Source organism: Pseudomonas sp. Pso3 (genome assembly GCF_055393275.1).
Window position 1 is genome coordinate 2,173,571 of record NZ_AP043687.1, and the last position, 24,107, is coordinate 2,197,677.

At 68.4% G+C, this 24,107-nt stretch carries 22 protein-coding genes; 8 read left to right on the forward strand and 14 right to left on the reverse strand.

From position 1 onward, the window contains the following. Positions 1–15 precede the first annotated feature (15 nt). The 11 genes from ACZ5R1_RS10155 to ACZ5R1_RS10205 form a co-directional block, all read right to left on the reverse strand. On the reverse strand, positions 16–1,632 hold the full coding sequence (locus ACZ5R1_RS10155; protein WP_241809125.1) for a gamma-glutamyltransferase family protein: 1,617 nt from the start codon (positions 1,630–1,632) through the stop codon (positions 16–18). A gap of 42 nt (positions 1,633–1,674) precedes the next feature. Next, the gene (locus ACZ5R1_RS10160) at positions 1,675–2,451 is read right to left on the reverse strand and encodes an amino acid ABC transporter ATP-binding protein (RefSeq protein ID WP_042133785.1); all 777 of its coding nucleotides are present in this window, start codon (positions 2,449–2,451) and stop codon (positions 1,675–1,677) included. Between the two features lie 2 nt (positions 2,452–2,453). Beyond that, positions 2,454–3,221: an amino acid ABC transporter permease gene (locus ACZ5R1_RS10165; protein WP_007158607.1), complete on the reverse strand. Its 768-nt coding sequence runs from the start codon at positions 3,219–3,221 to the stop codon at positions 2,454–2,456. A gap of 12 nt (positions 3,222–3,233) precedes the next feature. Then, positions 3,234–4,040 (reverse strand): ABC transporter substrate-binding protein, encoded by an 807-nt coding sequence (locus ACZ5R1_RS10170; protein ID WP_044342000.1) that lies wholly within the window; start codon positions 4,038–4,040, stop codon positions 3,234–3,236. Positions 4,041–4,080: 40 nt separating this feature from the next. Beyond that, complete coding sequence (locus tag ACZ5R1_RS10175; protein WP_027599608.1) at positions 4,081–4,767, reverse strand: GntR family transcriptional regulator; 687 nt, start codon at positions 4,765–4,767, stop codon at positions 4,081–4,083. A gap of 179 nt (positions 4,768–4,946) precedes the next feature. Then, positions 4,947–5,774: a phosphodiesterase gene (locus ACZ5R1_RS10180; RefSeq protein ID WP_108582674.1), complete on the reverse strand. Its 828-nt coding sequence runs from the start codon at positions 5,772–5,774 to the stop codon at positions 4,947–4,949. 12 nt (positions 5,775–5,786) lie between these two features. After that, entirely contained in the window at positions 5,787–6,818 is a 1,032-nt protein-coding gene (locus ACZ5R1_RS10185; RefSeq protein ID WP_074582689.1) for an ABC transporter ATP-binding protein, read from the reverse strand. After that, entirely contained in the window at positions 6,815–7,609 is a 795-nt protein-coding gene (locus ACZ5R1_RS10190) for an ABC transporter permease (RefSeq protein ID WP_464713146.1), read from the reverse strand. Before ACZ5R1_RS10190 ends, ACZ5R1_RS10185 begins: the two co-directional genes overlap by 4 nt. Then, positions 7,606–8,463: an ABC transporter permease gene (locus ACZ5R1_RS10195; RefSeq protein ID WP_267398434.1), complete on the reverse strand. Its 858-nt coding sequence runs from the start codon at positions 8,461–8,463 to the stop codon at positions 7,606–7,608. The genes ACZ5R1_RS10190 and ACZ5R1_RS10195 overlap by 4 nt, the downstream gene beginning before the upstream one ends. A 1-nt stretch (position 8,464) precedes the next feature. Then, the gene (locus tag ACZ5R1_RS10200; protein ID WP_144958922.1) at positions 8,465–9,478 is read right to left on the reverse strand and encodes an ABC transporter substrate-binding protein; all 1,014 of its coding nucleotides are present in this window, start codon (positions 9,476–9,478) and stop codon (positions 8,465–8,467) included. Continuing rightward, complete coding sequence (locus ACZ5R1_RS10205; protein WP_108582670.1) at positions 9,475–10,476, reverse strand: substrate-binding domain-containing protein; 1,002 nt, start codon at positions 10,474–10,476, stop codon at positions 9,475–9,477. The genes ACZ5R1_RS10200 and ACZ5R1_RS10205 overlap by 4 nt, the downstream gene beginning before the upstream one ends. A 278-nt stretch (positions 10,477–10,754) precedes the next feature. Here ACZ5R1_RS10205 and ACZ5R1_RS10210 point away from each other — a divergent pair, with 278 nt between their 5' ends. From ACZ5R1_RS10210 to ACZ5R1_RS10235, 6 genes are all read left to right on the forward strand, one after another. Further along, positions 10,755–12,509: an ABC transporter permease gene (locus tag ACZ5R1_RS10210; RefSeq protein WP_027602104.1), complete on the forward strand. Its 1,755-nt coding sequence runs from the start codon at positions 10,755–10,757 to the stop codon at positions 12,507–12,509. Positions 12,510–12,664: 155 nt separating this feature from the next. Next, positions 12,665–13,972, forward strand: a complete 1,308-nt coding sequence (locus tag ACZ5R1_RS10215; protein ID WP_464713147.1) for an ABC transporter ATP-binding protein — start codon at positions 12,665–12,667, stop codon at positions 13,970–13,972. A 26-nt stretch (positions 13,973–13,998) separates the two neighbouring features. Further along, positions 13,999–15,057 (forward strand): sensor histidine kinase, encoded by a 1,059-nt coding sequence (locus ACZ5R1_RS10220; protein ID WP_037007009.1) that lies wholly within the window; start codon positions 13,999–14,001, stop codon positions 15,055–15,057. Then, the gene (locus ACZ5R1_RS10225; protein WP_074582677.1) at positions 15,054–15,695 is read left to right on the forward strand and encodes a response regulator transcription factor; all 642 of its coding nucleotides are present in this window, start codon (positions 15,054–15,056) and stop codon (positions 15,693–15,695) included. The genes ACZ5R1_RS10220 and ACZ5R1_RS10225 overlap by 4 nt, the downstream gene beginning before the upstream one ends. A gap of 140 nt (positions 15,696–15,835) precedes the next feature. Continuing rightward, positions 15,836–17,464: a methyl-accepting chemotaxis protein gene (locus ACZ5R1_RS10230; RefSeq protein ID WP_074582675.1), complete on the forward strand. Its 1,629-nt coding sequence runs from the start codon at positions 15,836–15,838 to the stop codon at positions 17,462–17,464. A 186-nt stretch (positions 17,465–17,650) separates the two neighbouring features. Next, the gene (locus tag ACZ5R1_RS10235; protein WP_027602108.1) at positions 17,651–18,865 is read left to right on the forward strand and encodes an HD-GYP domain-containing protein; all 1,215 of its coding nucleotides are present in this window, start codon (positions 17,651–17,653) and stop codon (positions 18,863–18,865) included. 33 nt (positions 18,866–18,898) lie between these two features. Here ACZ5R1_RS10235 and ACZ5R1_RS10240 read toward each other — a convergent pair whose 3' ends face one another. Both ACZ5R1_RS10240 and ACZ5R1_RS10245 read right to left on the reverse strand, forming a co-directional pair. Further along, positions 18,899–19,522: a VOC family protein gene (locus ACZ5R1_RS10240; RefSeq protein WP_464713148.1), complete on the reverse strand. Its 624-nt coding sequence runs from the start codon at positions 19,520–19,522 to the stop codon at positions 18,899–18,901. 116 nt (positions 19,523–19,638) lie between these two features. After that, entirely contained in the window at positions 19,639–20,106 is a 468-nt protein-coding gene (locus ACZ5R1_RS10245) for a winged helix-turn-helix transcriptional regulator (protein WP_027602110.1), read from the reverse strand. Between the two features lie 92 nt (positions 20,107–20,198). Here ACZ5R1_RS10245 and ACZ5R1_RS10250 point away from each other — a divergent pair, with 92 nt between their 5' ends. Both ACZ5R1_RS10250 and ACZ5R1_RS10255 read left to right on the forward strand, forming a co-directional pair. Further along, complete coding sequence (locus tag ACZ5R1_RS10250) at positions 20,199–21,161, forward strand: aromatic alcohol reductase (protein WP_464713149.1); 963 nt, start codon at positions 20,199–20,201, stop codon at positions 21,159–21,161. A gap of 355 nt (positions 21,162–21,516) precedes the next feature. After that, complete coding sequence (locus tag ACZ5R1_RS10255; protein ID WP_042133815.1) at positions 21,517–22,842, forward strand: M20/M25/M40 family metallo-hydrolase; 1,326 nt, start codon at positions 21,517–21,519, stop codon at positions 22,840–22,842. Positions 22,843–22,897: 55 nt separating this feature from the next. On the opposite strand, the gene ACZ5R1_RS10260 is transcribed toward ACZ5R1_RS10255, so the two are convergent. Then, positions 22,898–24,022, reverse strand: coding sequence for an MFS transporter (locus tag ACZ5R1_RS10260; RefSeq protein WP_464713150.1), 1,125 nt, complete (start codon positions 24,020–24,022; stop codon positions 22,898–22,900). Between the last annotated feature and the right edge of the window lie 85 nt (positions 24,023–24,107).

A 24,107-nucleotide genomic window follows, 5' to 3' on the forward strand; every position in this document is an offset into this window, starting at 1 on the left:
GGGCCTTCCCAGCGGTCAGCAGACCGCGATATGGGAATCCGCGCGCGGCTCGGTGCCGCCGCAGAGCACGCCGGTTTCCGGATCGCGGACGATGATCTGGCCGCGACCGAAGTCGGTGGAGTCGTGGGCGATCTCGATCTGGTGGCCGCGCCGCGCCAGGCCACTGGCCAGGGCGCGGGAAGCCGCCTGCTCGATGCCGACCTTCATCTCCCCCAGCCATTGCCAGCGCGGCGCATCCAGCGCCGCCTGCGGATTCAGGCCGAAGTCCACCAGGTTCATCACCATCTGCACATGCCCCTGGGGTTGCATGTAGCCCCCCATGACGCCAAAGGGTCCGATGGGCACGTCACCTCGGGTCAAAAAGCCCGGGATGATGGTGTGGAAGGTCTGCTTGCCCGGCGCCAGGGCGTTGGAATGCGCGGCATCCAGGCTGAATTCCGAGCCGCGATTCTGCAGGCCGATGCCGCTGTCGGGCAGCACCACGCCGGAGCCGAAGCCGTGGTAGGCGCTCTGGATGAAGGACACCATGTTGCCCTCGCCATCGGCGGTGGCGATGTAGACGGTGCCGCTGGCCTGGGGATCGCCATGCAGCGGCGGCTGGGCCTGGTCGGTGATCTCGGCGCGGCGGCGCTCGGCATAGGCGTCGTCCAGCAGCACGCTGGCGGCGACCCTCATGTGCTCGGGATCGGTGATGTAGTGCAAGCCGTCGGCATAAGCCTTCTTCATCGCCTCCAGCTGGCGGTGCCAGGTGAGCTGGCTGTCGCGCTGGTCGAAGTCATAGCCCTTGAGGATGTTCAGGGTCATGAGGGCGATCAGGCCCTGGCCGCTCGGCGGGATCTCCCACACCTGATAGCCACGGTAGTCGACCTTGATCGGCTCGACCCAGCGCGGCTGGTAGCCGGCCAGGTCAGCGGCGGTCAGGTGGCCGCCGGTCGCGGCGGCATGGGCGGCCAGGCGCTGGGCGAGGGCGCCGCGGTAGAAACTCTCGCAGCGGGTCTGCGCCAGGTCTTCCAGGGTGCGCGCCTGGGCCGGATTGCGAAACAGCTGGCCGGCGACCGGGGCCTTGCCGTCGATGAGGAAGGTGTCGAACCAGGCTTCCAGTTCGGGCGACTTATCCCGGCTGGCCTGGTACTCGGCCTGGGCGATGCGCCACTGGTGGGCGACCACCGGCGAGACCGGGAAGCCATCGCGGGCCAGGGCGATGGCGGGCTCAAACAGGGTCGCGAAAGGCAGCTTGCCGAAGCGCCGCGACAACTCGGCCCAGGCCGCCGGACAGCCCGGCACCGTGACCGGCAGCCAGCCGTGCACCGGCATGCGTTCGTGGCCAGCGGCCTTGACCGTGGCGATGTCCAGGCTGGCCGGGGCATGACCGCTGGCGTCCAGGCCGTGCAGCCTGTCCTTGACCCAGACCAGGGCGAAGGCATCGCCGCCGATGGCATTGCCGGTGGGTTCCACCACGGTCAGGGCCGCGGCGGTGGCGATGGCCGCGTCGATGGCGTTGCCGCCCTGGCGCAACATGGCGATGCCGGCCTCGGCGGCCAGCGGCTGGGAGGTGGCGACCATGCCATTGCGCGCGAAGACGCTCTGGCGTTGCGAGGCATAGGGGTAGTCGTGGGCGGAGAAATTCAGCATGGCAGGCTCTTCGTCTTCAATCGGGTAGCGGCGTGCGTCGGCTCAGAGCACGCGACTGAGGAATTCGCGGGTGCGCGGATGGGTGGGATTGCCGAACACCTGGGCGGGCGGGCCTTCCTCGATCAGTTCGCCCTGGTGCAGCACCACCACGCGATCGGCCACCTCGCGGGCGAAGCCCATCTCGTGGGTCACCACCACCATGGTCATGCCGTCCTCGGCCAGTTCCTTCATCACCTGCAGCACCTCGCCGACGGTTTCCGGGTCGAGGGCGCTGGTGGGTTCGTCGAACAGCATGGCCTGGGGCTTCATGGCCAGGGCGCGGGCGATGGCCACGCGCTGCTGCTGGCCGCCGGAGAGTTGCGCCGGATAGTGGTCGGCCTTGTCGGACAGCCGCACCCGGGCGAGCAGGGCGCGGGCCTGCTCCACGGCGGCGGTGCGCGCCACGCCGAGCACCTGGATCGGGGCCTCGATGATGTTTTCCAGCACCGTCATGTGCGGGAACAGATTGAACCTCTGGAACACCATGCCGATGTCGCGGCGGCGCCGGGCGATGTTGCGCTCGGAGTCCCTGACCCTCGATCCATCGGGACGCTCGCGAAAGCCCATCAGCTCGCCGTTGACGCGGATGGTGCCGCCCTGGATGTCCTCCAGGTGGTTGAGGCAGCGGATGAAGGTGGTCTTGCCGGAGCCGGAGGCGCCGATCAGCACCACCACCTCGCCGCGGCGCACCTCCAGGCTCACGCCCTTGAGGATGTCCAGCTCGCCGAAGGCCTTGTGCACCTCCAGCGCCTGGATCACGGGTTCTTGCGTGGTCGTCATGGCTAGCGTCCCCGTAGCTTGAAGCCCTGCAGGCTGAACAGCCGGCCGGTGGCGGTGGGTCTGTGACCGTCGGCCTTGCCGAAGCGCCGCTCCAGCCAGGCCTGGAAGAAGCCCCAGAGGGTGGTCAGGACCAGGAAGTAGATGGCCACCACCAGGTACAGCTCGAAGACGCGAAAGGTCGCCGAGGTGATCATCTGGGTGCTGAGCAGCAGCTCCTGCACCCCGATGACGCTGACCAGGGTGGTGTTCTTGAGCATCACGTTGAACTCGTTGCCGAGCGGCGGAATGATCACCCGCAGCGCCTGGGGCAGCACGATGCGCCGCATCAGCTTGGCCGGCGTCATGCCCAGGGAACGCGCCGCCTCGTACTGGCCGCGATCCACCGCACCGATGCCGGCGCGGATGATCTCGGCCATGTAGGCGCCTTCGTTGAGACCCAGGGCGATGATGGCCGCCTGGATGTTGCCCGGGATCACCAGGAAACCCAGGTCCAGGTCCTCGAAGCGGAAGATGCCGCCGGCCGCCAGGGCCGTGTAGAGGAAGACGATCTGCACCAGCAGCGGCGTGCCACGCATCAGCCAGACATAGAAGCGCACCGGGTATTGCAGCGCCCGGTAGCGCGACAGCCGTGCCAGCGCCGCCAGCAGGCCGAGCGCGCAGCCCAGCAGCATGGCGCCGACGGCGATGACGCAGGTCAGCCCGAGGCCGTAGAGGTAGACGTCGCTCGGGTGCAGCAGGTACTGCCAGAACACATCCCAGCTGAAGTTCATCGTGACCGTCCCTTAATCGAGCTTGTCGCCTTCCAGGTGCCACTTGGCCATGAGGGCGGCGTAGCTGCCATCGGCCTTCATGTCGGCGAGGATCTGGGTGAGGGCGGCGCTGAGCTGGCTATCGTCCTTGCGCACGCCGATCCCGGTGAGGATGCGGGCGAAGGCCGGCACCCCGGTCTCGAACTGGCCGGGCGCCACGCCCTGGTAGTAGGCGGCGGTTTCCACGGTTGTGCCGTAGGCGTCGGTCTGGCCCAGGCGCAGGGCCTGGAAGGCATCGGTGTCGCTGTTGTAGGCCACCAGCTTCATGGGCGCCTTGCCGGCCTTCTTCAGTTCTTCGTTGTGGGCGTCGAGCAGGGTGCGGATGGTGGAGCCGTTGAGCACCGCCACCTTCTTGCCGGTGAGGTCATCCAGGGTATGGATGCCGGCCTTGTTGCCGGCCGGCACCACCACCGCCTGGCTGGAGTACATGTAGTTGACGATGTCGATCACCTGGCGGCGCTCGGGCTTGTCGAACAGCTGGTCGATCAGCAGGTCGCACTGACCGGCCAGCAGCGCCGGGATCAGGCCCGAGAAGGGCACTACGCGCCAGTCGACCTTCTTGTCGCCGAGGCGCTTGGCGATCTCGGCGCCGAGGTCGACGGTGAGGCCCTTGGGCTTCTGGGCTTCGTCGAAGAAGCCGATCGGCGGGGTATCGAGGGCGCCGCAATAGGTGATCTTGGAGGCCTTGGCCAGGCGCTCGGGGATCTGGGGAGCGGCCTGGGTGAAGCCGGCAGCGAGGGTCAGGGCGAGCAGACTGCAGGAAAGCCGGTGGCGGGTCATGGTCTTCTCCGGAAGGACGGGGGTGGGCAGGGCGGATGGCTCAGCGCGGGGGCGCACTTCGGGTCTGGTCGCCCGATCGTTCGATAAAGGTCAGCAGGTCGGGCACCGTGCCCTCGATGTGCTCGCGCAGCACCCGCTCGGCCTCGGCGGCATCGCCGGCGCGCAGGGCGGCGAGGATGGGCGCGTGTTCGTCGCGGGCCGACTGGGGCCGGTCGGCGTGCAGCCAGAGCTGCATGTGCGGCTCGATCAGGGCATAGAGGCCGTTGATCTGGCGCAGCAGCCGCGGCCGGCCGGCCAGGCTGCACAGGTATTCGTGGAAGGCGCGGTGCTGGGCGACCCAGGCGCCGGGTTCCTGCTCGTCGTCCAGGTCTTCCAGCAGCCGCTCCAGGCGCGTCATCTCGCGGGGGCCGACATGGGGCGTGGCCAGGCGGATGGCCAGGCCTTCGAGGGCGCTGCGCATCTCGAACACCTCGCGCATGTCGTCCAGGTCCAGGCCGCTCACCACCGCGCCGCGGTGCGGCCGGAGGATCACCAGGCCTTCGGCGGCGAGGCGCTGGAAGGCGCTGCGCACCGGCATGCGACTCATGCCCAGGGTGGTGGCGATGTCCTCGGCGATCAGGCGTTCGCCATTGCGATAGTGCCCGGCGCAGATGGCCTGCAGCAGATGGCGATAGGCCTCTTCTTCGGCGCTCAGGGCGGTGGAGCGGGAAAGGGCGGAGAGCGGCATGGGCTGGCTTCCTGGATTTTTGTATCCAATCTGCCAAGGCAAGGCCCATGCCAGGGAACCAAATGCTTGCCAGCGCTGGGCCGCGGGTCAGGGCGGTCCGGCGCCGGCGTTACCTTTTGCACCAGCCTGGGTCGCAGTTGCCGCCGCCTTGGTACCCCAGTACCCGAAACGGGGCGGCGTCAGTCCAGCAACTGGCCGTCGGCGGCGAAGAAGGGATAGGGCCCGGGATAGTTGCCCAGCGGCAGATGGTGGGTCACCAGCGCCTCGTCCGCCCAGCGATGCAGCAGCAGGCCCGGCGGCTCCAGGCGGAAGCGCGAGGGCGCCGCCTCGCGCAGGTCCAGGTCGACCTGGTGCGACACGCCGGGGCAGACGCAGGCCAGGGTGCCGCCGAAGCGGCGCTGGATCAGCCGGTGCAGGTGACCGCAGAGCAGGCGTTCCACCTGGGGATGGCGGCGGATCACCGCTTCCAGTTCGGCACCGCCGGCCAGGCCGATGCGATCCATATGGCCGATGCCGACCGGGAACGGCGGGTGATGCAGGAGCACCAGGGTCGGCTGTTCGGGTGCCTGGGCGAGCTGGTCGTCGAGCCAGGCCAGTTGCCTGGCGTCGAGACGCCCCCCGTGCTCGCCCGGGATATGGGTATCCAGGCCGATCAGCCGCAGCGGGCCGCAGTCCTGCTGCCAGTCCAGGGTGCCCTGGGCCGGCAGATAGGGGTGATCGGCGAAGGCGGCGCGCAGGGCGGCGCGGTCGTCGTGATTGCCGGGGATGACGAAGAAGGGCATGGCCAGCTCGGCCAGCACCTCGCGCAGGGTGGCGTATTCCTCGGGGGTGCCGAAGTCCACCAGGTCCCCGGTGATGACCAGGGCATCCGGGCGCGGTTGCAGGGCGTTGAGGCGGTCCACCGCCAGGCGCAGGGCGCCGAGGGTATCGACCACCCCGTAGGACAGCCGGCCGCCGGCCTTGATGTGCAGGTCGCTGAGCTGGGCCAGCAGGAAGGGCGCGTGCATTAGGGTCTCCAGTCAGGAAGCCAGGGTGAAGAGGGCGTCGGGGCGCACGTTCAGGTGCAGCAGGTCGCCCGGTTGCGCCTGCAGGGGCTGGGCGGTGTCCACCAGCAGCGGCTGGCCGGTGCCCACCTCCACCAGCAGCCGCGAATGGGCGCCCTGGAAGAATTGCCCGACCAGGATGCCGGTGAGGTGCGCGGGCGTCGCGCTCGGCTCCAGGTGTTCCGGGCGACAGAACAGGGTGCTGGCCGCGCCGGTCCAGGGCAGCCGCCCGCCAGCGACCGCCACCTCGGCGCCGCTGTGGGCGCGCACCTCGAAGCGGTTGAGCTGGCCGACGAAACCGGCGACGAAGCGACTGGCCGGGCGCTGGTAGATCTGCGTCGGGGTGCCGATCTGGGCGATGCGGCCTTCGCCCATCACCACGATGCGATCGCCCAGGGCCAGGGCTTCCTGCTGGTCGTGGGTGACGTAGACGGCGGTAGTGCCGAGTTCGCGCAGCAGCGCGCCGATGTCGGCCCGCAACTGCTCGCGCAGCTGGGCGTCCAGCGCCGCCAGGGGTTCGTCGAACAGCAGCACCCGGGGGCGCGGCGCCAGGGCCCGGGCCAGGGCCACGCGCTGGCGCTGGCCACCGGACAGCTGCTGGATGCGCCGCTCGGCCAGGGGCTCGAGGTGCATCATGGCCAGCAGCTCGGCGACCCGGGCATCGCGCTCGGCGCGCGGCAGGCCACGGATCTTCAGGCCGTAGGCGATGTTGCCGGCCACGTCCAGGTTGGGAAACAGGGCGTAGTTCTGGAACACCATGCCGACGTCGCGCCGCTCGATGGGCAGGCCGGTGACGTCGCGGTCGTCGAACAGCACCTGGCCACCGGCATCGGGCTGCTCCAGGCCGGCGATCAGGCGCAGGGTGGTGGTCTTGCCACAGCCGGACGGGCCGAGAAACACCAGGGTCTCGCCCGGGTGGATGTCGAGGTCCAGGGGCTGCAGCACCTGGCGGCCTCCGGCAAAGGTCTTGGCGCAGTGGCGCAGGCGGACGGCGGTACCTTGGGTCATCGCAGGGCTCCACGGGACAGGCGGGCGCTGAGGGCCTGGAGGGCGACCAGCAGCGGCACGATCAGCAATAGGAAGATCAGGGTGTAGGCGGAGCCCACCTCCAGCCGCGCCGAGGCGTAGCTGTCGGCCAGGCCCACCGGCAGGGTCTTGGTCAGGGGCGTGTGCAGCATCCAGGTGAGGTTGAATTCACCCAGCGAGAGGGTGATCACCATGAGGCTGCCGGCGAGGATGCCGGCGCGGGCATTGGGCACCACCACGCCGAAGAAGCGCTGCCAGGGACCGGCGCCGAGGCTGGCGGCGGCTTCCTCCAGCAGCGGCAGCTGGCTGCGTCTGAGCACCGCCATCACCGGGCGGATGAGGAAAGGCAGGGTGAACAGCAGGTGGCCCACCAGGATGATCGCCGGGCTGCGGCGAAAGCCGCCCAGGTGACCGTAGGTCAGCAGCAGCGCCAGCGCCGAGGCGAAGCCGGGCATGGCCACCGGCAACACCAGCAATTCCTCGAAGGCGCGGGCGAAGCGGTTGTCCAGACGCACCAGGGCATAGGCCGCCGGGACGCCGAGCACCACTGCGAGGGCCGCCGTGCCCAGCGCCAGTTGCAGCGACAGCCAGACGGTGGGCGCATAGGCCTGCCAGACCTGGATCACCCAGTCGAGGGTGAGGCCGCTGGTGAGGCCCTGGAAGTAGTGGCGGGTGAGGCCGGCCAGTACCGAGAGCAGCACCGGCACCAGCAGGAAGGCTGCCACCAGCAGGGTGAACAGCAGTTGTAGCCAGAAGCGCAGGGGTCGATTCATCGCAGGTCTCCCTGGACGCCGCCGAGGCGCCGCGCCAGCAGCAGGACCAGCCAGGTGACGAGGCCGAGCACCACCGAGAGCGCCGCGGCCACGCCGAAGTTGGCGAAGTTGGTGAAGGTGTCGTAGATGGCGATGGGCGTCACCGCCAGCCGCGTGCCGAGGGTGAAGGCGGTGCCGAAGGCGCCCATCGCGGTGGCGAAGCACAGGGCGCCGCTGGACAGCAGCGCCGGGGTCAGGCCCGGGATCAGCACATCGCGCACCACAGCGAAGAGCCCAGCGCCCAGGGAGCGGGCGGCTTCTTCCAGGCTGGTGTCGAGGGTCTCGCAAGCCGCCATCACCGTGAGGATCACCCGCGGGATGGAGAAATAGAGATAGCCGAGAAACAGCCCGAACAGCGAATAGGCGAACACCCAGGGCTCGCCGACCAGGCTGCGGCCGAGACCGGCGAACAGCCCCTGGCGGCCGCCCAGCAGGATGATCAGGAAGCCCACCACCACGCCCGGAAAGGCCAGCGGAAAGGTCAGCAGGGCCACCAGCAGGCTGCGCCCGACGAAGGCATGCCGCGCCAGGAAGCAGCCGGCGATGCCGGCCACCAGCAGGGTGGCCAGGGTGGTGACGGCGGCCAGGGCCACCGTCTGCGCGAGTCCGGACAGGTAGCCGGCGCTGGTCAGCACCTGCCAGTAGCCGGAGCGGCCGGCAGCGTCCGGACGGGCACCGAGTACCAGCAGCTGCGCCAGCGGCAGCAGCCAGAAGGCCAGCAGAAAGGCGCTCGCCGGTGCCAGGGCGACGAGCACCGGCCAGGGCAGCCGGCGCGGCACCCGGCGGCGCCCGAGGGAGACGGCGAGGCCCTGCATCTCAGCGCACCTCGGCCTGATAACGCTTGGCGAAGGCTTCCTGGACCGCCGCCATGTGACCGTAGTCGACGGTGCCGGCGCGGGCATAGTCGGCGTCGGGCAGGAAGCGCGCCTTCACCTCGGCCGGCAGCGGCACGTCCCGCACCGGGCGCAGATAGGCCTGGGCCCAGAGCGCCTGGCCCTTGTCCGAGAGCACGTAGTCCAGCACCTTCTCGCCATTGGCGCGATGCGGCGCGCCTTTCACCAGGCTCATGGTGTAGGGCACGGTGAGGCTGCCTTCCTGGGGGATGACGAAGGCCACCGGGGCGTTGTCCTTGTAGCGGGCGCGGTAGGCGTTGAAGTCGTAGTCGACCAGGATCGGGATCTCGCCGGAGAGCAGGCGGGCATAGGCGGTCTGCTTGGGCACGATGGGATCGTTGGCGGCCAGCTTCTTGAAGAAGGCCATGGCCGGGCCGAAGTCGTCGAGGTTGCCGCCCAGGGCCTGGTTGAGCGCCACTGCGGTGACGTAGCCAACGAAGGCGCTGGAGGGGTCCAGGTAGCCGACCAGGCCGCGGTACTCGGGGTTGAGCAGATCGGCCCAGCGCTGCGGCACCGGCTTGCCGCCCAGGGCCTGGGTATTGACCATGAAGCCGAGGGTGCCGGAATGGATGGCGGTCCATTCACCCTGGGGGTCCTTGAGGCCCGCCGGGACCTGGTCCCAGTGCTTGGGCTGGTAGGGCTGCAGCACCCCGGCCTTGGCGGCCTGGATGCCGAAGGTCACCCCGTAGTAGACGACGTCTGCCACCGGGGCTTCGCGTTCGGCCACCAGCTGGGCCAGCGACTGGCCGGAATTCTTGTTGTCCTGGGGGACTTCGATGCCGGTGTCGGCGGCGATGGCCTTGAGCTGGGCGCCCCAGTCGGCCCACTCCAGCGGGCAGTTGTAGCAGATGGCGGTTTCGGCGGCCTGGGCGCTGGCCAGGCCACAGGCCAGGACCACGCCGGCCAGGAGGCGACGCACGGGGAAGAGTGATTTCATCGGTAGGGCTCCTTCAAGGGGCCGGCACTGGTGCCGGGACGGACGAGGCAGGGCAGACACTGCTGGTGGGTGGCACTGCCGGCGATCAGCGCCAGCAATTCGGTGACGAGCACGGCGCCCAGGCTCTGCAAGGGCTGCATGACGCTGCACAGGCTGGGTTCGAGGCGGGCGCCCATGGCGATGCCGTCGAAGCCCACCACCGAGAGGTCGGCGGGCACGGGCACCCCGTGGCGCTGCAGTTCGGCGATGACGCTGATGGCCAGCAGATCGTTGGTGCAGAGCAGGGCGGTCGGGGCGTGGCGCTCCAGTAGCGGCGCCAGCTCCGCCCAGTCGGCGTCGGTGTGACTGGCCAGTTCCAGGCGCGGCAGCGTCGGCAGGCCGGCGGTGGCCATGGCCTGGCAATAGCCGGCGAACCGGCGCTCGCTGCGATCCGATTGCTGGGCCGGCCCCGAGACCAGGGCGATGCGGCTGTGTCCCAGGCCGAGCAGGTGCTCGGTGGCCATGGCCATGCCCTGGCGGTTGTCCACCGCCACCGCCGCATAGGGGCGCTGGGGTTCGTGATAGGCCAGGATGAAGGGCGTCTGCTCCTGGCTCAGCTCGGCCAGCACCCCGCTGCGGTCGGCATCGGCCACCGTCAGCACCAGACCGGCGACGCGCTGGCGCAGCAGTTCCTCCACCACCGCCGCCTCGCGCTCCGGCTGGTAGTCGGTGGTGGCGATCACCAGCGAATAGCCCTGGCTGCGCGCGGTGCGCTCCATGGCCTGCAGCTGTTCGGCGAACACCGGGTTGAGCAGGCTCGGCACCACCACGCCGATCAGCCGGGTGCTCTGCTGGCGCAGCTGGCGGCCCAGCAGGTTGGGGCGGAAATTGAGACTGCGCGCGGCGTCCAGCACCCGCTGCCGAGTGCTCTCGCGCACCTGCTCGGGCGTGGCGAAGGCACGTGCCGCGGTGGCCCGGGAGACTCCCGCCTGTTGCGCTACCTGTTTCAGATCGGTCATGCCGGCCTCGTTTGAGATCGATCTCATTGGGGGCAGACAATGCCGGCGGCAGATGTCGGGACGATGACAGCGAGATGAAGCTTCTGCTCTGGCCCTGCGCGCCGGTAGGTCCTCCGGCGCGCAGGGCAGCAGGCGAGGGCGGGATATACCTTGGTATAGCCAAACGTCCATCGTTTCGATGGCTGGGACGGGGTGGCGCGCCTAGATTAGCCCGGTGTCCGAACCCTGCGCGGCAGGGCCGGCCGCTCTCCCAAGGCCCCCATTCAAAGAGGTACGCCATGAAGACCCTTCCTGGCCTCTACACCCCCGCCGTGGCGCCGCGCTCGCTGCGGCAACGTCCCACCTCCCTGTGGGCCGATGCCCTCTGCCTCGCCCTCGGGCTGATCGCCCTGGCGCTGATCTGGCATGGCGTCGCCGAGATGCGCGCGCCCCTGGCCGTGCTCGACGCCGATCCCATGACCCTCGACCTGGCGCGACTGCCCGAGTACGCCCTGCGCACCACCCTGCGCATGTTCATCGCCCTGGGCGCCTCGCTGCTGTTCACCTTTGTCTTCGCCACCCTGGCGGCCAAGAGTCGCAAGGCGGAGCTGCTGATCCTGCCGGCCATCGACATCCTGCAGTCGGTGCCCATCCTCGGCTTCCTGACCTTTACCGTGAGTTTCTTCCTGGGGCTCTTTCCCGGTCGCCAGCTGGGCGCCGAGTGCGCGGCCATCTTCGCCATCTTCACCAGCCAGGCCTGGAACATGGCGTTCGGCTTCTACCAGTCGCTGCGCACCGTGCCCGAGGACCTGCAGCAGGTGAGCCGCCAGTTCGGGCTGTCGCCCTGGCGCCGGTTCTTTCGCCTCGAGCTGCCGTTCGCCATCCCCGGCCTGGTGTGGAACACCATGATGTCCATGTCCGGCGGCTGGTTCTTCGTGGTGGCCTCGGAAGCCATCACCGTGGGCGACAACACCATCAACCTGCCGGGCATCGGCTCCTGGCTGGCGCTGGCCATCGCCCGGCAGGACATCGCCGCCATCGGCTGGGCGGTGCTGGCCATGGGCCTGGTGATCCTGGTCTACGACCAGCTGTTCTTCCGCCCGGTGGTGGCCTGGGCCGATCGCTTCCGCGTCGAGCAGACCGCCAGCCAGCAGGTGCCGCGCTCCTGGGTCTACGACCTGGTCCGGCGTGCGCGCCTGGGACGCATGCTGGGCGGCTTCGGCAGCTTCTGCACCCAGCTCGCCACCCCGCGGATCCGCCGCGCCTGGCCGCACTGGCACCTGGCGCCGCACCGCCGCGCCTGGCTGCAGCGCGGGCTGGACGTGCTCTGGTACGGCGCGCTGCTGGTGGTGCTGCCCTATGGCGTCTATGCGCTGTACCGCTTCATCGCCGCCGACGTCTACTGGGTGGAAGCGGTCGCGGTGCTCGGCCTGGGGCTGCTGACCATGGCCCGGGTGCTGCTGCTGATCGCCGTCGCCAGCCTGATCTGGGTGCCCATCGGCGTCTGGATCGGCCTGCGCCCCGGCTGGTCGCAGCGCCTGCAGGCGGTGGCCCAGTTCCTGGCCGCCTTTCCGGCCAACGTGCTGTTCCCGGTGGCGGTGGTGGGCATCGTCAGCTTCCACCTCAATCCGGACATCTGGCTGTCGCCGCTGATGGTGCTGGGCACCCAGTGGTACATCCTGTTCAACGTCATCGCCGGCGCCAGCGTGCTGCCCAACGACCTGCGCGAAGCGGCCCGGCTGTTCGGTCTCAAGCGCTGGCAGTGGTGGCGGCAGCTGGCCCTGCCGGCGATCTTTCCCTACTACGTCACCGGCGCCCTGACCGCCGCGGGCGGCTCCTGGAACGCCAGCATCGTCGCCGAGGTGGTGAGTTGGGGCAATGAACGCCTGCAGGCCCATGGCCTGGGCGCCTACATCGCGCAGATGACCACCGCCGGCGATTTCCCGCGGGTCGCCCTGGGCATCGTGGTGATGTCGATCTTCGTACTCGGATTCAACCGGCTGCTGTGGCGGCCCCTGTATGCCTACGCCGAGCGGCGCCTACGGCTCGACTAAGAGCCTGTTCAAAGGCTGCTTCGCGTCGGCCGAACTGCGTTGGAAATGGCTTCGGAATGCTCATTTACCACTCGTAAACTCCGCTTCCTCAGCCATTTCCGCCTTGTCTGTCTCTAGCTCGCTAGCCTTTAAACAGGCTCCAGAGGAGAAATGCCATGAACCTGACCGCGCTGAATGCCCGTCCCCTGATCGATGTCCAGAACGTCCGCCAGCTCTATGGCAACGCCGGCGGTCCGGCCCGGGTCGTGCTGGACGAAGTCTCCCTGACCCTGCACGAAAACGAGATCGTTGGCCTGCTGGGGCGCTCCGGCTCGGGCAAGTCGACCCTGCTCAGATCCATCGCCGGCCTGCTCACCCCCAGCGGCGGCACCGTCCATTTCCCGCCCAAGGACGACGGCCAGCGCGCCCGGGTCAGCATGGTGTTCCAGAGCTTCGCGCTGTTTCCCTGGCTGACCGTGCTGCAGAACGTTGAGATCGGCCTGGAAGCCCTGCACGTGCCGCTGGACGAGCGCCGTCGTCGCGCCCTGGCCGCCATCGACCTGATCGGCCTGGACGGCTTCGAGAGCGCCTATCCCAAGGAGCTCTCCGGCGGCATGCGCCAGCGCGTCGGCCTGGCCCGTGCCCTGGTGGTGCACCCGGACGTGCTGCTGATGGACGAACCCTTCTCGGCGCTGGACGTGCTCACCGCCGAGACGCTGCGCACCGACCTGCTCGACCTCTGGGTCGAGGGGCGCATGCCGATCCGTTCGATCCTCATGGTCACCCACAACATCGCCGAGGCAGTGCTGCTCTGCGATCGGGTGCTGATCTTTTCCAGCAATCCCGGGCGCGTCGCCAGCGAGATCCACATCGACCTGCCGCAGCCGCGCAATCGCCACGATCCGGCCTTTCGCGAACTGGTGGAGGAGATCTATGTGCGCATGACCGGCGAGACCACCCCGGCGCCCCACGACGCAGGGGTTCCCGGCAATGGCCTGGGCATGCGGCTGCCGACGGTCTCGACCAACGCCCTGGCCGGCCTGCTGGAGGCGGTCCAGGCCGCGCCCTACGACGGTCGCGCCGACCTGCCGGAACTGGCCGGCGGGCTGGGCTATGCGCTGGACGAGCTCTTTCCCCTGGCCGAGGTGCTGCAGCTGCTGCGCCTGGCGGTCCTCGAGGGCGGCGATCTGCGCCTGCTGCCGGCCGGGCGCGCCTACGTCGAGGCGGGGGTGGACGTGCGCAAGCAGCTGTTCGCCCGCCAGTTGCTCAACTTCGTGCCGCTGGTGGCCCATATCCGCCGGGTGCTGGACGATCGCCAGGGCCACACGGCGCCGGCGCGGCGCTTCCGCGACGAACTGGAGGACTTCATGGACGAAGCCGACGCCGCCCGCACCCTCGGCAGCGCCATCCAGTGGGGGCGCTATGGAGAGCTCTTCGCCTATGATCAGGCGGCCGATATGTTCAGCCTGGAAAATCCAGGTTAAGAGCGACCACGAACGAGAAACTGGCCATGGATCGACGACCCTTCGCCACCACCACCCATTGGCTGCGGCTAGGGGGCCTCTGCGCCCTGGCGCTGGGCATCGCCCTGCTGGACACCCTCACCGACCGGGAGATCGCCATCGGCGTCTTCCAGGTGGTGGTGGTGCTCCTGGCGGCCGGTTTCCTGTCCGCGCGCGGGGTCACGGTCACCGCCCTGGGCTGCACGCTGCTGGTGCTCTGCAGCTATGTCGCCACCCGTAGCGGCGACCAGGAGGCGGGGCTGGTCAACTGCATCATCAGCCTGCTGGCCATCGTCGCGGTCGCCGCCCTGTCGCTGCGCCTGGAGGCCGCCAAGCGCGCCGCCGATGCGGCCCGGACGCGCCTGGTCCAGGCCGGGCGCCTGAGCCAGCTGGGTGAACTGGCCGCGTCCATCGCCCATGAGGTGAATCAGCCGCTCACCGCCATCGCCGCCAGTGGCAACGCCTGCCAGCGCTGGTTGAGCAATCAGCCGCCGCAGGTGGAGCGCGCCGTGCAGGCCGCGCAACGGGTCATCGACGACGCCCACCGCGCCAGCGCAGTGATCGCCCGGGTGCGCAGTCTGGTGCGCCAGGCGCAGGTGGCCAAGGATTGGCTCAACGTCGCCGATACCGTGGAGAAGGTGCTGGATTTCGTCCGCGCCGAATTGAGCCAGCGCCAGGTCGCCGTGGAGGTGCGCCTGCAGGAGGGCCTGCCGCCGCTGCTGGCCGACGAAAGCCAGCTGCAGCAGGTCATCCTCAATCTGCTGCTCAATGCTCTGGACGCCCTAGAAGGGATACCGCCCGAGCAGCGGCGGGTGGTCATCCAGGTGGGGCAGGACACCGCCGGCGCCATCCGCCTCGGCGTCGAAGACAGCGGTCGTGGCTTGACGCCGGTAGCGCGCGAGCAGATGTTCGAGGCTTTCTACACCACCAAGGCGCAGGGCATGGGCCTAGGCCTGGCGCTGAGTCGCTCCATCGTCGAAGCCCACGGCGGGCGGATCTGGGCCACCTCGTTGCCGGAGGGCGGCACCGGGGTCTACTGCAGCCTGCCCAAGGATCCACAACCATGACCTCAGCGAGCATGACCGACCAAACTCAGCCCACCCTGGTCCACCTGGTGGACGACGACGCCTCGGTGCGCGCCGCCGTGGAAGACCTGCTGGCGTCCGTGGGGCTCGATACCCGCAGCTATGCCTCGGCCGCCGACTTTCTCGAGCGGGCCCGGCTGGACGCGCCGGGCTGCCTGGTGCTGGACGTGCGCATGCCCGGCATGAACGGCCTGGATCTGCAGCAGGAGTTGCAGCGGCGTGGCCTGGCGCTGCCGATCATCTTCATCACCGGCCATGGCGACATCCCCATGTCGGTCCGGGCGATGAAGCAGGGCGCCCTGGAATTCCTCACCAAGCCGTTTCGCGACCAGGACCTGCTCGATGCCATCGACCAGGCACTGCGCAAGGCGCAGGACGCCCATGCCCAGCGCCGCCAGTTGCAGGATCTGCAGAGCCGCCTCGACACCCTCAACGACGGCGAGCGATTGGTGCTGGCGCGGGTGGTGACCGGGCTGCTCAACAAGCAGATCGCCGCCCAGCTGGGGGTCAGCGAGATCACCGTCAAGGTGCGTCGCGCCGCCCTGATGCGCAAGCTGCAGGCCGGTTCCCTGGCGGAGCTGGTCAAGATGGTCGAGCGGCTGGAGGCGTCGCGCGGCTAGGCCTTTCCTGTCGGGCGTACAGGCGCTGGACCGGCTCCGCAGCCTGGTTGTCGCGCCAATCACTTGCGCGCTAAAGAAAGGCAATAGTCAGTCGATACGGGTTTTAGAGGATCGCCTTTCGCCGATCCAAGGAGCCCGTCTTGAACCTTCGTCAGCTACGCATCGCCCCCCGCGCCATCCTCTGCTTTGGTGCAGTCACCCTGTTCGTGATGCTGCTAGGAGCCTTCGCCCTGGTCCAGCTCAAGGCCCTGCGCGCCACCGAGCAGGCGATGGAGGCCGAGTGGCTGGCGAGTATCCAGACCACCGATGACATCCAGATCGCCTTGATGCACACCCGGCTGGAGAGCATTCGGCTGCTGGCCACTGAGGACAGCGCCGCCATGGCCATGGCAACGCGGAAGATCCAGCAGAATCGCGATCTGATGAATGCGCGCACGGCCTATTACCGCGACCATCTGATCTCTACCGCTGAAGAGCGCGCCAATTTCGAGCAGGCCGCGCTGCAGATGAAAGGCTACCTGGACGGGCTGGATCGCATCGTCACCCTGGCCGCCAGCGATCGCGCCGAGGCCCTTAGGCTGGCCAATGGCGAGCAGCGCCAGCGGGCCGAAGGCTATCAGGAGCAACTGACCCGCCTGCGCGATTTCAACGGCGAAGGCGCCCGTCACGCGGGGGAGGCGGCCACCGGCATCTATGACCGCAGCGTCAGCATCGTGGTCGGCATCATGCTGCTGGCGGTGCTGGTGACCCTGCTGCTGGCCTGGCGTCTGACCCGTAGCCTGGCTCAGCCGATCGGCGACTCCCTGGCCGTGGCCAATGCCATCGCCCAGGGTGAGCTGACCGGCCGGATAGATCCCACGGGCAAGGACGAAGCCGCCGGCCTGATGCGCGCCCTGGCGCAGATGCAGGACAATCTCAAGGATACCCTCCACGGTATCTCGCGTTCGTCCGACCGCCTGAGTGATACCGCCCGCACCATGCACGCCGTCACCGACCAGGCCAGTCGCGCCCTGGCCAGCCAGAACGCCGAGATCGACCAGGCCGCCACCGCGGTCACCGAAATGAGCGCCGCCGTGGAAGAGGTGGCGCGCAACGCCGCCTCCACCTCCCAGGCCGCGCGGGAATCCAGTGCTGCGGCGGAAAACGGCAACACCAAGGTCGGCCAGGCCCTCGACGCCATGCAGCGTCTCACCCAGCAGGTGCAGTCGACCTCGGTCCAGGTCGAAGGCCTGGCCGGGCAGGCCCAGGACATCAGTCAGGTGCTCAGTGTGATCGGCGCCATCGCCGAGCAGACCAACCTGCTGGCGCTGAACGCCGCCATCGAGGCCGCCCGCGCGGGCGAGCAGGGTCGCGGCTTCGCCGTGGTCGCCGACGAGGTCCGCGCCCTGGCGCACCGCACCCAGACCTCGACCCGCGAGATCGAGCAGATGATCCAGGCGATCCAGAAGGGCTCAGCCGAAGCCGTGGATTCCATGCAGCTCAGCACCACCCAGGCCCAGGCCACCTATGTGATCGCCCAGGAAGCCGGCACGGCCTTGAGCGACATCCTCCAGGCCGTGCGCCTGATCGACGAGCGCAATCTGCAGATCGCCACCGCCTCCGAAGAGCAGGCCCATGTCTCCCGCGAGGTGGACCGCAACCTCATCAGCATCCGCGATCTGTCGGTGCAGACCAGCGATGGCAACCGCGAAACCGTGGGCGCCAGCGAGCAGCTGTCGGAACTGGCCGGTGAACTTCAGACGCTGGTGCGCCGCTTCAAGCTGGCGTGAGGGGCAGGGCGCGCTGACGGCGGTCGCGCGCCCGCTCTTCTTACATTCGGTTACCTTTGGCCACCCTGTTTCGCCGGCTCATCAGCCCGAACCCGCCGGGCGCTTTCCCGAGTAGTGGCTTTTTGGTATCAATGGTTATTGTAATACCTATTTAGTTGCGTCCCTCGACGCTCTCGCAGAGAAACCATGGCGCTGCCCCAATACAGTCTCAGAGTACCTGTCTCCCAATTGCAGCTGGGCATGTACGTCTGCGAACTGGATCGACCCTGGGCGGGCACGCCCTTCCTGTTCCAGGGCTTTCCCATCCAGAACGCGCACGACCTGCGCACCCTGCAGGAGACCTGCGAATTCGTCTGGGTGGATCGCCGCCAGAGCCATACGGTGACGCCGCTGTCCGCCAGCCTGTCGGCAGGCGCTCAGGCCAAGACCTATGCCATCGACTACCGCGATGAGGTCAAGACCACCGAACCGGTGTGGCGTGAAGCCCGCGCCGTGTCGATGCGCATGCTCGACGCCGTTAAGTTCGGCAAGGAACTCGACGTCGGCGAAGTGCGCCGCGCGGTCGGCGAGTGCGTCGAGAGTGTGCTCAAGCACCCCGCGGCCAGCCTCTGGCTGGCGCGCATCAAGCAGCGCGACCACTACACCGCGGAGCACTGCCTGCGCGTCTCGCTCTATGCCATCGCCCTGGGCAAGGCGCTGGGCCTGCTGCCTCTCGAACTGGAAGAACTCGGGGTGTGCGGCATGCTGCACGACGTCGGCAAGATCAAGGTGCCCGACGAGATCCTCAACAAGCCAGGCCGCCTGACCGACGAAGAATTTCGCATCATGCAGGCCCATACCACCTACGGCTATCAGTTGCTGATGGCCAACAGCGAGGTGCCGCCGGCCGCCGTCGACGTCGCCCATACCCACCACGAGCGCATGGATGGCAAGGGGTATCCCCGCCAGCTGCCGGCGCACCGCATCCCCTTCAAGGCCAGGATCATCGCCGTGGTGGACGCCTACGACGCCATCACCAGCGATCGCCCCTACAGCGAGGGCCGCTCCAGCCTGGAAGCCCTGCGCGTACTGTTCGAAGCCCGGGGCACGCAATTCGACGAAGTCGTCGTGCTGGCCTTCATCCAGCTGATCGGCGTCTATCCGCCGGGCGAGATCGTCGAGCTGAGCACCGGCGAGGTGGGCATCATCATCGGCTTCGACGCCGGCAGCAAATTGAAGCCCCGCGTGCTGATCGTGCTGGACGCCAGCAAGCAGCCGCGCCCGGAGCGGGTGCTCGACCTGGCGCGCAATCCGCTCGATGAGCAGGGCCGTCTGGTCAGCGTTCGCGAAGTGAAACCCTCGGGTGCCTATGGCATCGACATAGACGCCTACCGCGCCAAGGGACTGGTGGTGCCGGGCTGAACGGGTGAGGGGTCGCCGTTTGGGGGCCGACCGTCAGAGGGTCTTCAGACCCGTCGGCGTCTCCAGGTAGGCCAGCAAGCCGGGTCTCTCTTCAGGCAGCACCGCGACGGGTCCGGCAAAGCCGATCGCCTCCAGCTGCTGCCCGAGCCCCGCGGCATCGGGATGCCTGAGCTCCAGGCGCTGCAGGCGACAGCCCTGATCGATCAGCCCAGCCGCCGGGTGCCGGGCGTTGCCCCAGTCGATCAGGCTGGGCAGGACCCCGCCCAGTGGCAGCTGCCCATCGGCATGGATCGAGATCTGCCAGGCCAGCGCGCCGCGACTCATCGACTCGATGCGGCCGAAGGTCCGCGTGAGGTGCGCATCCGCCTGCGCCAAGCCCTGGGTCCCGGCCACCCAGTGGGCCAGGCGGGGCGCAGCATCCGGTGCTAGCTCATCCAGCCCGAACCAGCGCGATCTGGTCGGCGGCGGCGCGTCCGGGTCCGGGGCTATGACTTCCAGATAGCCGTCCCCCAGCCCCAGCAGCAGGTTGTGGGTACCCATGCGCGCATGCTGGCCGCCGGGCTGCAGCGCCACGCCGAGGCGCTCCTCGACATACCGGGCGCCCGCGGCCAGGGTCGGGGCCACGATGACCAGGTGGTCCAGATGGGAGAGTCTCATGGGGTCGATTCCTGAGCGGGCAAGTTCGAGCAGGGGCGGAGCGGCCTGATCCGCTCAGGGCTCACAGGCCGGGCTCGGATCAGGGCGCCAGCCACTGTGGAGGGTAGCGGTTGCACTCAAGCCCGTGGGTCTTCGCCAGTAGGCTCGTTCGGCATCGGTCTGGGCGATTGCCACGCCGGCTTCTCCGGGCCTCGCTCATCGAAGGCGCGGCGCGCTGCCCGAAAATCTTCCACATTCTCGATAACCCAGGTCCAGATGGGCGTCATCCGGAGCAGCAGGCTCATGCCCAGCGGCGTCAACTCGTATTCGACCCGGGGCGGGACTTCGTCGAAGTCGTGCCGCAGCAGCAGGCCGTCGCGTTCGAGGGCGCGCAGGGTCTTGGTCAGCATCCGCTGGGTGATGCCCGACAGTTGCCGCGCCAGTTCGGCGTGCCGCATGACGCCATAGACCCCCAGCGCATGCAGGACCCCCAGGGACCAGCGACTGCCCGCATGGGTCAGCACCTCGCGGCGTACGCCGTCTTCGTCCCGCCTGAGTGTCTGGCAGATGGCTTCGGACTGTTGGAGGAGTTCCAGATCGGTCATCTCGTCCCCTGGTATCACGCGTGTGCCTTCTTCTGAGCGCCGCTGGCGTCTGCCAGCATTCGCTCATCTTATACCTGACGTCAGGAGTCATGATGACTAACCCATTCCCTACCGCTACCCAATCCATTCTCGTGCTTGGCGCGGGCGAACTCGGCTTGCCGGTACTGCGCAATCTCGCCCGGCTTGCCAAGGAGAAACCCGGTTCGAAGGTGAGCGTGTTGCTGCGCCAGTCGACCCTCGACAGCCAGGACGCTGGCAAGAAAAGGGAGCTGGACGAGCTGCGCGCGCTCGGCGTCGCCCTGGTGGCAGGCGACCTGGTCAATGATTCCATCGCCGAACTGGCGGCGGTCTTCGCGCGATTCGATACCGTCATTGGCTGCGCCGGCATGGTCGCTGGCCGGGAAACCCCCATGAAGCTGGCGCGTGCGGCACTCGCCTCGGGTGTGAAGCGCTACTTTCCCTGGCAATTCGGGGTGGACTACGACGTCATCGGCCGCGGCAGCCCCCAGGACCTGTTCGATGCGCAACTCGAGGTGCGCGAATTGCTGCGCGCCCAGAGCCAGACCGAGTGGGTGATCATTTCCACCGGGATGTTTACCAGCTTCCTGTTCGAACCCGCGTTCGAGGTCGTCGATCTCGTGACGGATACCGTCAGAGCGCTGGGCAGTCTGGATACCCAGGTGACCCTGACGACGCCAGAGGATATCGGCAGGCTGACGGCGGAGATCGTGTTTTTCGAGCCGCGCTTTCGTAACGAGATCGTCTATCTCGCCGGTGATACCCTGGCCTATGGCGAGTTGGCCGCGCTGCTGGAGCGGGTGCTGCAGCGGCCCTTCAGCACCCGGGTGTGGACGCTTCCCCAACTGCTGGATGAGCTGGAGAAAGAGCCTGACGAGCAGCTCAAGCACATCTGGAAGTACCGCGCCGTCTTCGCCCAGGGCCGCGGCGTCGCCTGGCCGATGGAGACCACCTTCAATGCCCGACACGGTTTCCCGGTGACCAGTGCTGAGCAGTGGGCGCGAGAGCACCTGGTCGAGGCCGGACGGGCCGAGTGAAGCATGCAGGACTTCGGGTCATTCCTTTCCTGCATCGCCAAGATTCCCTAGAGACGTAGGGCGGCTTTGGATATTTCCGATAAAACCTTCCCGTCGCTTTTGCCCGTGCCGACCCTCCCGCATGCCGCCTTGGCCGAACGCGGCACCGAGATCTGCCCCCGACTGCGGCGACTGGCCGCCTAGGGGCGCAGATTTCTGGACGCCTGAGTCGCGCAGAGCACCCTGAACGACGCCACATATCCGAGAGCGTCCCGTGCTTTGACCTTTCGTGCGCGGACACCTAGGGTCAGGCAGGGCGCATTCGTCTGACGATTGTGCTCAATCGGAATACCAATTCAGGCAATGGGAGTGTCAGATGTCTTTTGCTCGTTCGGCCTTGGCCAACCGCTTTTCCGCTCTAGTGCTCACCGCCGCAACCGCTACCCTGGCGCTGCCCCTGGCCGCCGCGCCGGGGGTCGAGGGTTCCCTGTCCGCCGTCCAGGGCGATGCCCGGGTCGCCAAGGCGCTGGAAGCGCTGCGCGCCGACGATGGTCGGACCTTCACGGAACAGAAGCACATCGCCCAGATTCCCGCGCCGCCGTTCAAGGAAAAGGTGCGCGCCGAGTATTACCTCAAGCGCTTCCAGGAGCTGGGTCTCAAGGACGCCAGCATCGCCCCGGAAGGCTATGTGATCGCTACCCGCAAGGGCACTGGCCAGGGTCCGCAGCTGGTGGTGTCGGCGCACCTGGACACGGTGTTTCCCGAGGGCACCGACCTGACCCTCAAGGAAAAGGACGGCAGGACCTACGGCCCCGGCATCGGCGATGACGCCCGGGGCCTGGCGGCGTTGCTGTCGGTGATCGACGCCCTGAACAAGAGTGGCATCGAGACGGTGGGCGACCTGGTCTTCGTCGGCACCGTGGGCGAGGAAGAGCTGGGCAACCTGCGCGGGGTGAAGGCGCTGTTCAAGGATCGCCAGGGCATCGACGGCTTCATCTCGGTGGATGGCATCGACGTGCGCCGCATCGTCAATCGCGGTACCGGCAGCCACAGATACGAGATGACCTTCAAGGGACCGGGTGGCCACAGCTTCGCCGAATTCGGTCGGCCCAGCGCCATCCACGCCATGGGTCGCGCCATTGCCAAGATCGCCGAGGTCCGTCCGCCCAAGGAACCCAAGACCACCTTCACCGTGGGCACGGTGCAGGGCGGCACCTCGGTCAATGCCATCGCCGGCGAGGCGCGCCTGACCCTGGACATGAGATCCAACGAAGAGGCCGCGCTGCTGGCCGAAGAGAAGGAGATTCTGGCCCTGGTGCAGGACGCGGTGAAGGAAGAGAACCAGCGCTGGGAGACCGACCAGATCTCGGTGGACATCAAGCTGATCGGCGATCGTCCGGCCGGGGGCACGGCGGAGGATTCGCCCATGGTGCAGACGGCGCAGCGCTCCATTGCGGCGGTCACCAAGGGCGCCAAGGTCACCCTCAGCGGTGGCAGCACCGATTCCAACACCGCCATGTCGCTGGGCATTCCGGCCATGACCATCAGCGGTGGCGGGGAGGGTGGCAGTGCCCACTCGCTGGCGGAATGGTACAAGCCGGTGGACGCCTACCAGGGTCCGCAGAACGTGCTGCTGACCAGCCTGACCCTGGTCGGCGTCAAGGGCGTCAGCGAGCCGGTGCTGCAGGCCAAGGGCAAGTAGCCCGCAGCCGGCCCTGGCAGCTGTCCGCAAGGGACAGGTGCCAGGGCCGGCGGCCTCATTCGCTCGCCGGCTTCAGTCGCAGGCAGGCCAGGGAGCTGGCCAGGATCGCCACGCCGGACAGCGGATACAGCAGGGTCGAGGGCACCAGCGGAATGAGCGCCCCGGCCAGCAGCGGACCGACGCTGGCGCCCACGTCGCGCCACATGGCGTTGGAGGCCAGCGCCGGCAGCCGGGCCTGACCCGGATGGCGGGTGGCGACCAGGGTCACCACCAGGGGGATCTGCAGGGCGCGCAGGATCAGCACCCCGCCCGCGCCGAGGATCAGCCAGTGAAAGCCGAAGGCGATCAGGAACAGCGCGGTCAGCGTCGAGCAGACCACCAGCATGGGCGCCGCGCCATAGCGATCCGCCGCCCGCCCGCCGAGCGGGCTGAGCAGCATGTCGGACAGATAACGCAGCGCCATCAGCAAGCCAGCGACCAGCACCGCATTGCCTCCGAGTACCGCCTGGGAAAAGGCCGACAGACCAAAGATGAACAGGCCGTCCAGGGTCACCCCTTCGATAAAGGACCAGGTGACGATGCGATCCGGCCAGCGCAGGCGCCGTCCGGGCGCCGGCAATTCGTGCCCGGCGCGGGGCAGCCCCAGGGCCAGCAGCAGGCCGATCAGGCAGAGTCCGCTGCTCAGCAGCAGCACGGCGCGCGGTCCGTACTGCAGGGTCAGCCAGGCGCCCACCGAGAGCGCCAGCATGGGACCGATGGCGATCAGCGACCGGGACGTACCGGTGCGCCGGGCGGCGCCGGCCGGATCGGCGGTGGCCAGCACCTGGGTGGACAGGTTGAAGGTGGCGAAGCTCAGGCCCCAGGCCAGGCGCAACCCCACCAGTGCCCAGAAACCCGAGAGATTGGCGTTGCCCAGGGCGCAGAGGGCGGCCACTGCGGAAGCCACCACCAGACTGCGGCGATCGCCGAAGCGGGCATAGAGCTGCACCACATAGCGGTAGCCGACGATGCGGATCACCCGGTTGGCGGCCAGCAGGATGCCGGCCTCGATCAGGGTGATGCCGAAGACCGGGGCGTACATGGGCAGGACGAGATAGAGCAGCACGTCGCTGGGCAGGCAGCAGGCGAGGACGATGGCCGCGCGCCGGGAGGCCTGGTCGACGGACCGGGAAGAGGTCATGCGCGAAAGATTCCTGTGGGAGGTGACGTCCAGCCCGGCGGTCGGCGACTGGACAGCGGATTGCAGTGACGGCTCGGCCCTACAG